Genomic DNA, 15,607 nt, shown 5'->3' on the forward strand with positions numbered 1-15,607 from the left:
GCAAGATTCGCAGCCTACAGCAAGTGAAAAAAATCGAAAAATCTTTTGCCGAAACGAGGCGAAATCGGGTACGTTAAAGAAGACGACGTAATGCCGAATCGATACGTTTCACGGAGGAACCCGCATGATTAGCGACCTTGGGACCAACGACCCGCTGCGCCTGTTTGCGGCCGTCTCGCCGCCGGACGAAGTTCGCGCTGAACTGAAGCGGCTGGCAGAAAAGCTGCGCAGCCGGCTGCCTTTTCACAAGTGGACGCATTCGGATGATATTCATATTACGCTTAAGTTTATGGGCGAGCGCCCGCCTCACGCCTCGATGCCGTCAAAATGGCGCTGCGGCAAGCGGCCGAAGCCGCCGCGCCATTCGAGCTCGAGATCGCCGGGCTCGGGGTGTTCGGCGCCCCTGCCCGCCCGACGATTTTGTGGGCGGGCGTCGGCGGCGGCCTCGCACCCCTTGCGGCTTGCCAGCGCCGCGTCGAGGACGCCCTCGCAGCGCTCGGCTACGAGCGCGAGGCACGGCCTTTTCGGCCGCACGTGACGCTCGCCCGTAAATATAGCGGGGTCGCTCCGTTCCCGCGCGCAGAGCTCGAGCGTTTGGCACAGCAGCTCCAGGCCGGCGGCGCGCTGCGGTGGACGGCACGTACCGTTGTTCTGTGCCGCAGCCATCTGGGGCGGACGCCGATGTACGAGGCGCTGGCGGAGTTTCCGCTGCAGTCGTGATTCATTCAGCGTGCTTTGAGCGTGCTTTGAGCCCCATAACCCACGAAAAAAGTCCGCTATAACCTCCAGATTGAAGCTGACACGACAGGAACATAGGCCGCATAGCGGAACGTATTTCCGTTATGAGCGACATTTCCCGTTATTTCCCAAAATTAACGGAACAGGAATCCGTTATTGGCCCGCAATAGCGTGCCTGTAACGCAGATGACCTGGTAATTGACGCAGATAGCGGAACGGAAATCCGTTATTTTCTCGCAACCATCATCATTTTGGAAAATAGCGGAACACCGTTCCTTTATGACTTCGCAAAGCAATGTTTGATGCGCAATGACCCCGAGAAGACTCATCTCATAGAGCTGGTAACGAATTTGTTCTCTAATCTACGACTTCCATGACGCTGTCCGTGGCACATTTTTGCAAAAAATCCGTGCAGCGCCTGAGATTTCCTTATACAGCGAACAAGATTCGGTATTAGCGTATCTTAGGGCGCTAACCGATGCTTTACGCCCTTTGGTTCCAAATCAGCGCCCCCACCGTCTCTGCATAAAGAACTCGGACCTAGTCAAATATGCTGGATACTTCTTGTCTTTTTGCGGTAACGTTGACAGATCATAAACTGCGTCTTTATAAGCTTTGGGGCATAACATCTATCGAAAACGCTTGTCTAGCACCTCACTGTACGATTTGATATAATTCCCATAAAAGGTACATAAAGGGGTTGTCCTTATTGAATATTTTGTTTGTATGCACTGATAATTTCACTCGAAGTGTTATAGCAGAATTCTGCATGAAGGATTTTCTCAGAAGGAATAACAAGACCTCAATTAACGTTGCATCGGCAGGTATAAGAGCAAATAGTGATATTAGTAAGTATTCTACCATTCACTTTGACATAATGAATAAACAAAACATCGATACGTATGGCTTTACAAGAACACAATTTGATGAAAATTGCTTTGATAATTTTGATGTAATTATTGCCATGAGCGAGCTTCATAGAGACTATATTAAAGAAAAGTACAATCGTGATGTGCCGCTATTCAACGAAATATATAACGGTGAAAAAACATCAATTAACGTTGGAGCCCCAGATAGTGTTGACTTTGTAGATCAAATGAACAATCTGGTAAAATATTTTTATGAATCAATGCCCAGTATCATACGAAATTTAGAACAAAGAACCGCCCTTTAAAGAGCGGTTTCGTTTTCATAGTGTTTCGACATTGATTATTAACACAGCCTACACAAAAGCAATCTTCTCGTACGTTTTGCCGAGTACGCTTTTCGCGTCGCCCTTCAGCCAATCCTCGATCAGCGTATAATACACGGAACGGAAATCGACGTTGTATTTCAAGTCGCCGTTGTCGAGATTGCTGAGGCTCGGGTATTCACCGTACAACCCGCCCTGCACCCGCCCGCCAACGACGAGCAGCGGGGCCGCCGTGCCGTGGTCCGTACCGCCGCTGCCGTTCTCCTTCACGCGCCGGCCGAACTCCGAGAACACGGCGGTCACGACCCGGTCCTGCAGTCCGAGCGACGCCAAATCGCTGTAAAATGCCGCAATCGCGCCGTCGACCTCCTTCAGCACTCGCGCATGCTGCTCCTTCTCGTTGGCGTGGTCGTCGAAGCCGCCAACTTGTGTGTAGTAGACGCGCGTGCCGGAACCGCCGGACAGCAGCTTGGCGACGAGCTGCAAGTCTTTGGCGAAGCCGGTGTTCGGGTATTCCGTCTTCCCCGGGTATGCTCCGCTCAGCTTATGCAGCGCACTGGCCGCCCGGTACGCCTCCTGGCCGCGCCGCGCGGCAACGCGCACTTGCGTCAGCTGCTTCGCCGGATCGTACATCGCGAGAAACGCCTCAGTCAGACGGTTTTTCTCGAGCGCGCCGAGCTTGATTCTCGCATCGAGCAATTGGAACGTGTCGAGCGACTGGATCACTGGCGTAAACGCCGTCTCCGAATTGAACGCTTTATTGGCGTCGCCACCGATTTGCAGCGCCTTCAGCGGATTCGTCTCGCGCGCCAGAGACGACTCCACGTAGCGGCCGAGCCAGCCGCTTTGGCTGATCTTGTCGGGCTCCGCCGTCTGCCAGATTTCCATCGAGCGAAAATGAGAATGGTCCGGCTTCGGATAGCCTACGCCTTGAATGACGGCAACTTTGCCTTGCTTGTAGAGCGCATGCAAGCCGCTCAAGCTCGGATGGAAGCCGAGCTCGCCATTGATCGCGAGGACGTCCTGCTGCTTGATGGCAAGTGTCGGACGCGCATCGTAATACACGCCTTGCCCGTACGGCACGACCGTATTGATGCCGTCGTTGCCGCCTGAAAGCTGAACGACGACGAGCACCGGCGAATCGACTGCGGGCAAAGCCGCGCCCCCCTCCGTTCCTGCCGCAGCTTGCGCGCTAAGGCCGCTATATTTATCCGCAAGCACCAGCGGTCCGCCGATGCCGAGCGTGGCGAGCAGAGCCGCGCCCTTGACCAAAAACTCTCTGCGCGACATGTTCATGGGCAAGCATCCTCCTCTCCTCATTTCATCTGCGCTTCGGGGCTAACCATAAGCAGGTGCAGAAAGCCGCGCAAGCCGTTCGTGTTTGTCTGCTTCGCATGCAGGAACGTGTCTTCGGCATACGCCGCGAGCGCCGCTGACGTGGCCGGCCCCAGCTGCCCGATGCCGAGACGGTCCGACCATTGCCGCAGCCAGGCGTCCGCCGAGCTTTTGTCGGCAGGCGTGAACTCCGGCGACGTGAGCGCCGCTGCGTTCATCCGGAACGCGGCGCTTTCCGCGAACTGGTACCGCGCCAGCAGCCACGACGACAGTAGCCACGACGTCCCGCCCGTCCAACCCGCGACGTTCGGCGGCATGTACAGCTCCTGGCCCATTTTGCGCATCGCCGCGTTGTAGCCGCGCGTCAGCGGCAGCGGCAGCGACCGCATCCAGCCGGCCACATATTCGGCTGGCGTTTTGACGAGACACTGCTGCACGGCGTCGTCGTAAAACGCATCCGAGTTGAACAGCTTCTCCAGCACCCCGCCGATTGTCGGCTGCGCCGAGACGTCGGCCGCCACGGCCTCAACCCAATCGTCCGAAGGGGTGTCCGTGGCGAAAAACCGCAGCAGCTTGCGCGCTAAAAACTGCGGCAGAGCCTTTTGCTCGAACAGCACGTCCACAACGCCTTTTGCATCGAACGCCCCGGTTTCGCCGAGTATGGTCTTCGTGCCGTTATCGTGCTGCTTTGGCTGGTAGGACGCTTCTCCGCTGCTTCTGTCCACGTGCCAGCCGGTGAACGCCCGCGCCGCTTCGCGGATGTCCTGCTCCGTATAATGGCCGATGCCGAGCGTGAACAGCTCCATCACTTCGCGCGCGTAATTTTCGTTCGGCTTGCCTTTCCGGTTGCTGTTCACGTCGAGCCATAGCATCATCGCCGGATCTTGCCCAACCACCAGCATAAGCTCCTTGAAATTGCCGAGCGCATGCGAACGGAACAGCTCGTTTTGCTTGACCATCATGGCAACGTCTTTGACCTTCCTATAGGAGCTGGTCAGATGCCCGTGCCAAAACAGCGTCATCTTCTCCGCAAGCGGTGCATCCGTGTTCGCCATACGATACAGCCAATACAGCTGCTGATCGCCGATATCGTCCGCCTTGAGCGGCTTGCCGTCCGCCTGCAGCTCCTCCAGCGGGGCGAGCGCAGCGGCCTTTGCTCCCGCATCGGCAATCCTCTGACCGGCAACCAGCCTGCGCACGGTCTCCTTCCGGCCGAGCGTAACGCTTGCCCGCACATCGTCCGCCGGCGCCGCGAACCCCGCTCTGCGCAGCAGGTGCGCCGCCTCACGTTCCGTCCATACGCTCCCCACATGAATCCACCGCCTATCCGTCTAATGGCTATCTTTCTTCCATCGTAAACGGAAAATGTTGCAAAACTAAGACATAATACCTGACATGCAGCAAAAAACCTCCCGGCTGCGCGCATGCACGCAGCCGGGAGGCCGGTATAATGCCGGTATAAGATTAGCAGTCGAAATACAGCGAGTACTCGTGCGGGTGAATGCGGATATTGACTGCTTTCGCTTCCCCACGCTTCAATTCGACATAGTTGTCGATAAATTCTTTCGTAAACACGTCGCCGGCGAGAAGGAACTCGTAGTCGGCTTCAAGAGCGTCCAGAGCTTCGTCCAGGGAGCCCGGTACGCTGCGGATTTCCGCTTTCTCCGCGTCGGACAGCTCGTAAATGTTTTTGTCGAGCGGGCCGTAGCCGAGAGCGCGCGGATCGATCTTTTTCTGGATGCCGTCCAAACCGGCCAGCAGCATCGCTGCGAAAGCGAGGTACGGGTTCGCCGTCGAGTCCGGCGTACGGAATTCGATGCGGCAGCCTTTCGGCGTAACGGCAGCGATCGGTACGCGAACCGCAGCGGAGCGGTTGCCGGCGGAGAACACCAGGTTAACCGGCGCTTCGTAACCCGGTACGAGACGCTTGAACGAGTTCGTGGACGGGTTCGTAATGGCGATCAGGGCAGGCGCGTGATACAGAATGCCGCCGATGTAATACAGAGCCATATCGCTCAGGTTGGCGTAAGCGCCCTTCTCGTAGAACAAAGGCGTATCGCCGTCGAAAATCGACTGGTGCACGTGCATGCCCGATCCGTTGTCGCCGAACAGCGGCTTCGGCATGAACGTTGCCACTTTGCCGTATTGGCGGGCAGTGTTGGAAACGATGTATTTGTACTTGAGCAAGTTGTCGGCAGTTTTCGTCAGCGTGTCGAAGCGGAAGTTGATTTCGCCTTGGCCGGCTGTCGCCACTTCGTGGTGGTGACGCTCGATGCGCAGGCCCGCTTGCGTGAGCAGATTGCACATTTCGCTGCGGATGTCTTGCTGCGAGTCGATCGGAGCGACCGGAACGTATCCGCCTTTAACCGGAATTTTGTAGGCGAGATTGCCGCCTTCTTCTTTGCGTCCCGTGTTCCAGGCAGCTTCTTCGGAATCGACTTCGAAATACGATTTGTTCATGCCCGATTCGTAACGAACGTCGTCGAAAATGAAAAACTCCGATTCCGGCGCGAAAAACGCCGTCGTGCCGATGCCCGTTTTCTGCAAATATTGTTCCGCTTTTTGCGCGATACCGCGCGGATCGCGGTCATAACGCTGGCCGTCCGGAGTATAAATGTCGCACATAATGATCAATGTCGGATGAGCGGTAAAAGGGTCGATGTACGCCGTTTCGGTTACCGGCATCATCACCATGTCAGATTGCTCGATGCCGCGGAAGCCCGGGATCGAGGAACCGTCAAACGCTACACCGTTTACGAAGGTATCTTCATCAACCTCGGCAGCCGGCAGCGAAATGTGCTGGGCTTTGCCGAGAAGGCCTACGAAACGAAAATCAACCCATTCGATATTTTTTTCCTTAATTAAGCTTAATACGTCCTGAACTGACATGGATTACCCTCCTATTTCCGTACATTCTCATGGTATGGAACGAGCAATGTTCAACTTTCGACTCGTTTCTATGAGTTATATTATAAAACCGTATCTGACATACCGTCAATACTTATGTCAGGTATTTTTGAAACGATTGTAAGGTATTCTCACATAATTTACACAAACAGGCTTGCTTCCTCCGTTGCGGGAGAAAGCAAGCCTGTAATCGGTAACTTATCGGACGTGCGAACTTGGCTGGCGGCTTAAGCGAGCACCGCCTGCGCCTGCTTCTTCGTGTCAAAGCGCTTGCCGAACAGCGGCGCCAGCTTCTCGAAGTCTTGCAGCAAGCGGGCGAACTGATCCGGGAAGAGCGACTGTACTCCGTCACCCGTCATCGAGTTGTCGGGGTCGGTATGCATTTCGATAATGAGTCCGTTCGCGCCTGCGGCAACGGACGCTTTCGCCATCGGCTCGACGAGCTCGCGCCGGCCCGTGCCGTGGCTCGGATCGGAGATGACCGGCAGGTGGCTCAGGTTCTGAAGCACCGGGATCGCCGCCAGATCGAGCGTATTGCGCGTGTAAGGCTCAAACGTGCGGATGCCGCGCTCGCAGAGCATAACGTTCGGATTTCCGCCGGCAAGAATGTATTCGGCCGCGTTCAGAAATTCGTCGTACGTAGCGCTGAAGCCGCGCTTGAGCAACACCGGCGTCTGGATCGTGCCGAGCTTGCGGAGCAGGTCGAAGTTTTGCATGTTGCGCGTACCAACTTGGAGGATGTCCGCGTACTCGGCGCAGACGTCGACGTACTCCGGCGTCATCACTTCGGTAATCGTCAGCAGGCCGTGCTTTTCCCCTGCTTCCTTCATCATTTTCAGCCCTTCCACCCCAACTCCCTGGAAGCTGTACGGGCCGGTACGCGGTTTGAAAGCGCCGCCGCGCAGCACTTGGCCGCCGGCCGTCTTCACCAGGCGCGCGATCTCGTCGATCTGCTCGGGCGATTCGACCGCGCACGGTCCGCCCATGACAGTCAGCTCGTCGCCGCCGATTTCTACGCCCTTCACCCGAATGACCGTGTTCGACGGATGGAAGTCGCGGCTGGCCAGCTTGTAGGATTTCGAAATTTTCACGACTTGCTCGACCCCGGACAATTGGCGCAAATGCTCGGCCAGCATCGGATCGGCTTTGCCGATAATACCGATGACGATTTTGTCCTCTCCTTTCGAGATGTGCGCCTTCACCTCATGCTTTTCGATGATCCGCACGATTTCCTGTACGCGCTCTTCTGCAGTCTTGCTCGATAAAATTACGATCATGACAGTCACTCTCCCAGTTTGCTATATCACTTCAACGCTTATACGCTTTTAAGCTTTTAATCGCTAAAGCAATATTACAATGCTTGACGAGGTTCGTCAAGCATTATTATCCGTTATGGTGGCTGTGCAGCGCCGCTTTGCGCTGGCGCCGCCGCTCTTTGCGCCGCTCCGTCGTATACTTGAGCAGCATGCGCAGCGGAAAATATAACACGAGCCCGAGCACCGCGCCGACGATCATGCCGCCGACGATCAGATTGAGACTATGCTTCAGAATATCGGCGAGCCATGGCGGCATTTGGTGCAGCAGCGCGTGTCTGGACTGCTTCGGCATGACCCAGGAGCCGACTTTTTGGTTCAGGAACGCCATCGGGAGGTAAATGATTTTGCCGAATAGAAAGCCGATAAGCGACGAAGCCAGGCTCGCCCGAAACAAATACACGAGCGGAAAAATCAAAAAGAAGGCAAGCCCCCCGGTCGGCAGCGTAAACATCTCAACCGCCAGGCCGATGGAGAAGCCGAGTGCGACGATATGCGGGCCGCCCTTCGCGCGAAGGAGCTGCAAATATTTGTATCGCACCCACCGTCCAACATTGCGCCATTCGAATCGTTTCTTCAGGGGGATCACCTGCTGTAAAAGATCAGCATCGCATTAGCCTCTAACCGTGATGAGCTTTTTCATATTTATCGTACGTTTCAGTTCCCATGTGGTTTCGACTTTCGGGTCGAACGCCTCGATGTAATCGATCACTTCTTTCGTAATCGGCGTCGGCGTCGATGCGCCCGAGGTGACGGCCACTTTGCGCGCCGGCAGCAGCCATTCCGGCTTCAGCTCGGATAAGTCGCCGATGCGGTAAGCCTTGACGCCGGCGATTTCCTCGGATACTTGCGCCAGCCGGTTCGAGTTGTTGCTCTTCGGATCGCCGACGACGATCGTCACATCCGCTTCGCGCGCCTGCTCGGCTACCGCCTCTTGCCGCACTTGCGTGGCGAGGCAAATTTCGTTATGGATTTCCGCATGCGGGTACCGGTCGGTAGCTCGCTTCATAATGTGCCGGATATCCCATTGGCTCATCGTCGTCTGGTTCGTCACCAAAATACGCTCCGCTGTCAGCCGCAGCGCCTCGATATCGGCCTCGTTCTCGACCAGATGCACTTTCCCGGGCGCGACGCCGACGGCGCCTTCCGGCTCGGGATGGCCGCGCTTGCCGATGTAGATCACTTCGTACCCTTGGCTCGTCTTGTCGCGAATCAAGTCGTGCGTTTTCGTAACGTCCGGGCATGTCGCGTCAACGACGGTCAGCCCTTTTTCGCTCGCACGCCGCCGCACTTCCGGCGAAACCCCGTGCGCGGTAAAAATGACGGTGCCGCTTTCCACCTTGTCGAGAATTTCCAGCCGGTCGCCGCCGTCCAGCGTGATAATTCCTTCCTGCTCAAAAAAGCGGGTCACATGCGCGTTGTGCACGATCATCCCAAGAATATAAATGGGGCGCGGCAAATCGAGATTTTTGGCGGTTTGCATCGCCAGCGTCATCGCGTCGACCACGCCGTAGCAATACCCGCGCGGGGAAATTTTTACTACTTCCATGCCGTCAGCCCCCATTCGACAGTGAAAAATGTCACATGCATACTACCTATTATATCTTATTCCAGTGGCTGTGGAAAGGCGATCGGCAGCCAGACAATGAACGTGCTGCCTTCGTCTTTGCGCGTCGTCACTTCGATCGAGCCGCCATGCTCGTCGATGATCCATTTGGCGATCGACAAGCCGAGGCCGGTGCCGCTCGTCTTGCCCCGCGATTCGTCAGCACGGTAAAACCGTTCGAAAATATGCGGAATTTCTTCTTTATCCATGCCGATGCCGGTGTCGGCGATGCGAAGCCCAACCTGTCCGCCCGACCGCAGCGCATCAAGCGTCACGGAGCCGGACGGCGTATACTTGAATGCATTCTCAATAAATATAAACAGCAGCTGCTGCAAATAATCGCGGCTGCCGATTACGCGCACGCCTTCCAGAGCGTCAAGCGAGCCGACGATCCAATCCGCCTTGCGCTCAAGGAACTGCGCGCGCCGCGCCACTTCCTCGACGAGAGGCCGCAGCTCAAGCTCGCTCCGCTCCATCTGCACGCCGGCGTCGGCCCTCGCAAGCGACAGCAGGTCGCTCACGAGGCGGCTCATGCGGTGCGCTTCGCCGGCGATGTCCTGCATCGCCTCCAGCGACAGCTGCAGCTGGGCCGGATCGGCAAGCTGCGTGCCCTGCTCTTCGGCGCTTCGCCTCCACATTTTTTCGAGCAGATCGACATTGCCTCGTATCGTCGTCAGCGGCGTACGCAGCTCGTGCGAAGCGTCGGAGACGAAGCGCCGCTGCGCCCGGTACGCCTCGTCGAGCTCCGTGTACATTACGTGAATGCGGTCCAGCATGCCGTTGATCGTATGCGTCAGCCTGCCTACCTCGTCGTTCGGCCCGTCATACGGAATGCGCCGTCCGAGGTCAGCTCCGTCCTGAATTTGACCCGCGGCGGCGATGACCCGATCGATCGGCCGCAGTGCTTTGCGCGCCAGGAACAGGCCGACCGAAGCCGCTACGACGATCGTCACAAACGCCAGAAAGGCGAGAATGTACTGCAAAATGTCGAAAAACCGCTCAAACGGACCGACCGGCGTCGCCATCTGCAGCACCCCGACGAGCCGGTACCCTCCCCCTCCCGCGTTCGGGAGCAGCAGCCGCTTGTTGAACAGCAATACTTCCTGCTTGAATACAGTGACTTTCTCAAAATAGCTGTCCTTCGACTGCAGCGTTTTGCGCGTATTGTCCGTCACCGGCAGCCTTGCCTTGTACTGCTGCAGCAAGGCGGAGCGGCTGACGGTATTGTCGGTAAAGTTATAAATTTGCGTATAGTAAGAGCTCGACATCATGTCTTGGTCGTCCAGCAGCAGATCGAGTCCGCTGCCGCGCAGCGAATAAATCGGCAGGATGCGCTGATACGTCGCCTCGGCCTGGCGCTGCAAATCGGCGCGGATTTGGTCGTACAAATAATAATGCAGGAAGAAGTACAGACCGATGCCGAAAATGAGCAGCGTGCCCGCCAGGATGCCGGAATACCACATGGTGAGCCGCAGGCGGATCGACATCGTCAATCACTCCTCAGCACGTAGCCGGCGCCGCGGACGGTCTGAATAATGCGCTTATGCCCGTATTCCTCGGTCTTTTGCCGCAGCAAAGCGATATATACCTCGAGCACGTTGGACTCGCCGCTGTAATCGTAGCCCCATATTTTTTCCATAATGACGTCGCGCGACAGCACCCGTTTCGGATTGAGCAAAAACAGGTGCAGCAGCTCGAACTCTTTGGCCGTCAGCTCGATCGGCTGCCCGCCGCGCGTCACCTCGCGCGTATCCAGATCCATCGTCAAATCGTCGTAGCTCAGCTTGTTCGTCGGCGCTTCGCCGCGCTCCGTCCGCCGGCGCAGCAAAACGCGCACGCGGGCGAGCAGCTCCTCGAGCGCGAACGGCTTCACGAGATAGTCGTCAGCGCCGAGATCGAGCCCCTTCACTCTGTCGCTCACCTCGTCCTTGGCCGTCAGCATGAGCACGGGCACGTCGATTCCGCCTTCGCGCATGCGGCGCACCACTTCCCAGCCGTCGATCTGCGGCATCATGACGTCCAAGATGACAAGGTTCGGCTCCTGCTCCAGTATGTGCTTCAGCCCGTCCATGCCGTTCGCCGCCGTCGCCACCGTATACCCTTCGAACGCCAAGGCGCGGCGCAGCATGGAAGTGATTTTGTCGTCGTCGTCCACGACCAATATTTTTTCTCTCATCGGCTCTGTATGCCTCCCCGGTATCGCCGTCATCGGCCTCTTCCTCCTATTGTAGCAGAATCCGTCATCCTGCAAAAAGAAGCAGAGCCCCGGAGCGCCGGAAGGCCCTGCTTCTGCGAAGCATATATGCGAACCGGTCCGCAAGGCGGCCCGGGAATTCGCACGTTACTGCTGTTGGTTCAGGTCGGAATTTTGATTCCGGTCGCCGACCGTAACGACGATGTCTTGCTTCTGGCCGTTGCGGACGATTGTGAGCGTCAGCTTGTCGCCCACTTTCGCGGCTTGAACTTTTTTCGTCAAATCGTCCTTGCCGGTTACCTTCTGCCCGTTTATAGCCGTAATGACGTCGTATTGCCGGATGCCTGCGGCGAACGCCGGCGTTTTGCGCGGTACGTCCATCACGAGAGCGCCGTCCGTGTTGTCCAGCTTCAGGTCGCTCACATAATCTTTCGGAATGTCGGTTACCGAGACGCCGATGTACGGAGCCGGTTCTTTCGGAATTTTAATGTTGTTCTTCAGGTTGTTAAGAACCGACGACACCGTGCTGGTCGGGATCGCGAAACCGATGCCTTGCGCCTGCGCGCTGACGGCGGTGTTGATGCCGATTACTTCGCCGTTCATATTGAGCAGCGGGCCGCCGGAGTTGCCGGGGTTGATCGCCGCGTCCGTTTGGAACAAGTGCTTGTAGTTGCGGGTGCCCTTCTGGTCCGGAATGGAAATCGGACGCTCTTTGGCGGACAGTACGCCGACCGTGACGGTATAGTCGAAGTCGTACGGGTTGCCGATCGCGACGACCCAGTCGCCGATTTGCATGTCGTCGGAGTTGCCGATCGGCAGCGTCGGGAAATCTTTGTCGCCTTCGATTTTCAGCGCCGCCAGGTCAAGGTCGTACGAGCTGCCGAGCAGCTTCGCCGTAAACGGCTTGTCGTATCCTTGGACGTACACGTTGATTTGGTCGGCGCCGTCGACGACGTGCTCGTTCGTCAAAATGTAGCCGGATTTCTCGAAAATAAATCCGGTCCCCAGCCCGTTCGGCTGCAGGCCGTTTTGGTTCTGGTTCGGCTGCTGCTGCGAGGAGCCGTCGTCGCCGAACATGTCGCCGAAAAACTGGCGGAAGAACGGATCGTTCATAAACGGGTTGTTGCGGCTGCTCGCCTTCGGTTTAACGAGCGTCTCCACTTTGACGACGGCCGGGCTCGCTTGCTTGAAGATGGCCGATACGCTGCCCGGCCGTTCGATGTCGAGCGCCGCCGTTTTCGGGCTGCCTCCGCCGCCGGCGCTCGTCGTCTGGGCCGGTGCGCTCGATGCGAGCGGATGCGTGCCGCCGGTAAACAGATTCATTTTGTCGGATGCGAACATGAGCGAGCCGACTACGAGCGCGCCGGCCAGGAAGGCGGAAAACACGCTCTTCAGCGAGCTGCGCGGGCTCTTCGGGGGCTGCCAGCCGCCGCCGAAGCCGCTTTGCTGGCCGCCGGCATCCGTATAGCCGAACGAGCGGACAGGACGCGGCGGCGTCACTTCCACACTGCCGCTGTTTCCGTTCGTCGTCGACGTATACGAAGTAGATTCGGCGCCTGCGCTCCGCTCGGAGGCCGAAGATTTATAGGGGCCGTAAGAGTAATAGTAAGACGGCTTATCTTCGGCGCCACCTGCTTTACTTTCCGCAGCTTGCTGCCGCTCGCGGGCTTCGCTTTCGTGAGCTTCGCCTTCGCTCTGCGGCTTGAAAAAGTCGCTATAATCGCGTTTGTTGTTTTCGTCGTTCATAGCATCATCCCTCCGGTTATCAATAGATGCGCCAGTAGCATCAGGCACACAAGTGCTTGCGTATAGCTTTGTATGGCTCTATCATGCACTCGCAACCTTAAACGCACATTAAAAATCGATAAATCGGAGGTAAAAGATTCAGGCTGCCCAAGAAAGTATGGCTTCACTGCGGATTGGGAATGTCGGTCTCCGGCTTCGTTGAAATCGTGTTCCAATGAATTCGAAGGAGAATATGGTTGGAACACGATTTCAAGGCGCCCGCTCCGCTCTCCGCCCCACATTCCCATCCTCCGCTTCGCCTTTCTCGGGCAGCCTGAAACGCTTTACACTTTGTGCTGCCAGCTATCTTCGATCTGCCGAAGTATGCGAGTGGCGTCCTCCACCCAATTGTCTTCTACGTCCGCATCGGCGTCCAGCGGCGCCTGGAACTGGTCGACAAGCGCTCCGGCCGTTTCGGCGTCGGCTTGCGGGTCAAGCCCTTCGTTGTACACGTGCTTCAGAACGAACGGCTGCCCGAACTCAACGGTAGCCTCGTCTCTTCCGTTTCCGCGTCAATAGCCCCGTCTCTCGACTGGAACGGTATGCGCAGCCATACTTTGCGCGCCTCGTCGAGCGGCCGGTCGAAATAGCCGCTGTCGTAATCCCAGTTGCCGCCGACCGTGAATTGATAGGCGGCGAGCCGGTCGCGCGCCTTGTCGAACGACTCTACTTGATGCTCCAAAGAAGATTGCAACGGTTTCATGCGCAGCTTCCTCCTGCTTGCCGGGTTGCCCGGCATCGTGATGCCTGTAGCGTGCGCCTTGCTTCCGTTTTTTATGTGTCAGCTGCCCTGCTTGCCAATCCACCCTTTGCGGTGGGCGAAGATGGCGAGCTGCGTCCGGTCTTCGAGCTCGCATTTCATGAGCAGATTGCTGACGTGCGTTTTGACGGTCTTGATACTGATATGCAGCGTTTCGGAAATTTCCTTGTTCGTTTTCCCCTCGGCGATGAGCAGCAGCACTTCTTTCTCGCGCGCCGTCAAATCGTCCGCTTCGTCCGGAGCGTTGCGCTGTCTCAGCCCGCGCGTCAAGGCGAGCGACACCTCCGAATTCATGACCGGGACGCCGCGCGCCGCGCTAAGCACCGTAGCGACAAGCTGGTCGGACGATACCGTCTTCAGCACATAGTTCATCGCCCCGGCCTCCACCGCCTGCACGACCTTCGCTTCTTCGAGAAAGCTCGTCAGCATGACGACGCGGATGTCGGGATACAGCCCCGTCACCTCGCGCGTCGTTTCTATCCCGTCCATTACCGGCATCATCAAGTCTACCAGCATCACGTCCGGCCTCGCCTCCGGCGCCATGTCCGCCAGCAGCCGCAGCGCTTCTTTGCCGTTGCCGGCTTCGGCGACGACAGCCAGCTCCGGTTCGAGCGCCATATACGTCTTCAGCCCGGCCCGCACCATATCGTGATCGTCCACGATCATTACTTTGACTTGTCCGCTCATTGTTCCGCCGTTCCCCCCGCAGTTTTGCTTCGATTCGCCGCCTCGTCAGCCTTGGACGGGGCGGACGCGAATTTCGGAATGCGCACCCGCACTGTCGTCCCGGTGCCGAGCCGGCTCACGATCTCGACTTCACCGCCGAGCTTCTGCGCCCGCTCCCGCATCGTCGCAAGCCCGTGCGATGTCGACGGCAGCTCGCTTTTGGCGAACCCTTTGCCGTTATCCTGCACAAGCAGCACGTATTGGTGGCCGGTATCCTGCAGCTGCAGCTCCACTTGCGTAGCGGCCGCGTGCTTGACGATGTTCGCCATGCTTTCCTGAATAATTAAAAATAACTGCTGTTCAAGCGCCTCCGGCAACTCCTCGCTCACCTGGCAATCCAGCAAGCCTTGCAAGTCGCTTGCCCTGCAATATTCCGGGAACCACGTTTCCAGCGCCGCCTGCAGCGACTTGCCGTCAAGCTCGATCGGCCGCAGCTGCGAAATGAGCCCGCGCATTTGTTTTTGCGCGTGGTGCGACATGCGGATCAGCTGCTCCATGAGCCCCGCCGCCGTATCCGGGTTGCGCTCGAGCACTTTCGGCAGCGACGACGCCGACATATGAATGGCGAACAGCTCTTGACTGACCGTGTCGTGCAGGTCGCGGGCCAGCCGCCGCCGCTCTTCCATAACCGCAGCCTCCACCTGCGCGAATTCGGCCAAGGCCGAGTCGCCGCCGAGCTTTTGCAGCAGCTGCATCCGCTCGCCGAGCGAGCGCGCCATCCGGTTGAATTCGCCGAAAATGTGGCGGAACGGATCGCCCTGTTCGACGGGTATGCGCCGCGTAAAGTTGCCTTTGGACAGCTCCAAAAGCGCAAGATGCAGGCTGTCCAGCTTGCGCTGCAGCCATTTGGCCGCGGCATAGCCGACGGCCTGCCCGATCAGCACGACAGCGGCGACGACCCCGAGCAGCACGTCGATGCGGCCGAGCTCGGCCTGATAATATTGATAAGCCGCAAACAAGCACGCCAGACTGAGAAGGCTCGCGGTCAAAAAATAGACCATGAGCCTCCACTTCATATTGAATTCCCGGATTCTTTGCAGCATCGCCTTCC

Annotated in this window: 15 protein-coding genes and 1 pseudogene; 3 read left to right on the forward strand and 13 right to left on the reverse strand. The window is 57.5% G+C overall.

Annotation, left to right across the window (positions count from 1 at the left end; genetic code table 11):
* Positions 1-124: 124 nt before the first annotated feature.
* From SD70_RS37620 to SD70_RS04460, 3 genes and pseudogenes are all read left to right on the forward strand, one after another.
* Positions 125-250, forward strand: a pseudogene (locus SD70_RS37620) (hypothetical protein); the annotation flags it as partial.
* Between the two features lie 77 nt (positions 251-327).
* Positions 328-720 carry an RNA 2',3'-cyclic phosphodiesterase gene (thpR, locus tag SD70_RS04455; RefSeq protein ID WP_052487041.1) on the forward strand — a complete coding sequence of 131 codons (393 nt, stop codon included), beginning with the start codon at positions 328-330 and terminating at the stop codon, positions 718-720.
* 736 nt (positions 721-1,456) lie between these two features.
* The gene (locus SD70_RS04460; RefSeq protein ID WP_269432419.1) at positions 1,457-1,912 is read left to right on the forward strand and encodes an arsenate reductase/protein-tyrosine-phosphatase family protein; all 456 of its coding nucleotides are present in this window, start codon (positions 1,457-1,459) and stop codon (positions 1,910-1,912) included.
* 48 nt (positions 1,913-1,960) lie between these two features.
* On the opposite strand, the gene SD70_RS04465 is transcribed toward SD70_RS04460, so the two are convergent.
* From SD70_RS04465 to SD70_RS04525, 13 genes are all read right to left on the reverse strand, one after another.
* Positions 1,961-3,226: a DUF1501 domain-containing protein gene (locus tag SD70_RS04465; protein WP_041046049.1), complete on the reverse strand. Its 1,266-nt coding sequence runs from the start codon at positions 3,224-3,226 to the stop codon at positions 1,961-1,963.
* A gap of 20 nt (positions 3,227-3,246) precedes the next feature.
* Positions 3,247-4,575, reverse strand: coding sequence for a DUF1800 domain-containing protein (locus SD70_RS04470; protein WP_041046051.1), 1,329 nt, complete (start codon positions 4,573-4,575; stop codon positions 3,247-3,249).
* 154 nt (positions 4,576-4,729) lie between these two features.
* Positions 4,730-6,154, reverse strand: coding sequence for a type I glutamate--ammonia ligase (glnA, locus tag SD70_RS04475; protein WP_041046052.1), 1,425 nt, complete (start codon positions 6,152-6,154; stop codon positions 4,730-4,732).
* A 245-nt stretch (positions 6,155-6,399) separates the two neighbouring features.
* On the reverse strand, positions 6,400-7,449 hold the full coding sequence (aroF, locus tag SD70_RS04480; protein WP_041046054.1) for a 3-deoxy-7-phosphoheptulonate synthase: 1,050 nt from the start codon (positions 7,447-7,449) through the stop codon (positions 6,400-6,402).
* A gap of 106 nt (positions 7,450-7,555) precedes the next feature.
* Positions 7,556-8,074 (reverse strand): DUF2062 domain-containing protein, encoded by a 519-nt coding sequence (locus SD70_RS04485; protein ID WP_041046056.1) that lies wholly within the window; start codon positions 8,072-8,074, stop codon positions 7,556-7,558.
* Positions 8,075-8,098: 24 nt separating this feature from the next.
* The gene (locus SD70_RS04490; RefSeq protein WP_041046058.1) at positions 8,099-9,034 is read right to left on the reverse strand and encodes a 4-hydroxy-3-methylbut-2-enyl diphosphate reductase; all 936 of its coding nucleotides are present in this window, start codon (positions 9,032-9,034) and stop codon (positions 8,099-8,101) included.
* A 56-nt stretch (positions 9,035-9,090) separates the two neighbouring features.
* Entirely contained in the window at positions 9,091-10,578 is a 1,488-nt protein-coding gene (locus SD70_RS04495; RefSeq protein WP_041046060.1) for a sensor histidine kinase, read from the reverse strand.
* A 2-nt stretch (positions 10,579-10,580) separates the two neighbouring features.
* Entirely contained in the window at positions 10,581-11,267 is a 687-nt protein-coding gene (locus SD70_RS04500; protein ID WP_041046134.1) for a response regulator transcription factor, read from the reverse strand.
* Between the two features lie 165 nt (positions 11,268-11,432).
* Complete coding sequence (locus SD70_RS04505; protein WP_041046062.1) at positions 11,433-13,031, reverse strand: S1C family serine protease; 1,599 nt, start codon at positions 13,029-13,031, stop codon at positions 11,433-11,435.
* 323 nt (positions 13,032-13,354) lie between these two features.
* Positions 13,355-13,522 carry a YugN family protein gene (locus SD70_RS37625; protein WP_231571043.1) on the reverse strand — a complete coding sequence of 56 codons (168 nt, stop codon included), beginning with the start codon at positions 13,520-13,522 and terminating at the stop codon, positions 13,355-13,357.
* A gap of 5 nt (positions 13,523-13,527) precedes the next feature.
* A complete protein-coding gene (locus tag SD70_RS37630; RefSeq protein ID WP_231571044.1) occupies positions 13,528-13,773 on the reverse strand; it encodes a YugN family protein in 246 nt (81 codons plus the stop codon).
* Between the two features lie 78 nt (positions 13,774-13,851).
* Complete coding sequence (locus tag SD70_RS04520) at positions 13,852-14,517, reverse strand: response regulator (protein WP_041046066.1); 666 nt, start codon at positions 14,515-14,517, stop codon at positions 13,852-13,854.
* Entirely contained in the window at positions 14,514-15,599 is a 1,086-nt protein-coding gene (locus SD70_RS04525; protein WP_041046068.1) for a sensor histidine kinase, read from the reverse strand. Before SD70_RS04525 ends, SD70_RS04520 begins: the two co-directional genes overlap by 4 nt.
* Between the last annotated feature and the right edge of the window lie 8 nt (positions 15,600-15,607).

Source organism: Gordoniibacillus kamchatkensis (assembly GCF_000829455.1).
Classification (GTDB): domain Bacteria; phylum Bacillota; class Bacilli; order Paenibacillales; family NBRC-103111; genus Gordoniibacillus; species Gordoniibacillus kamchatkensis.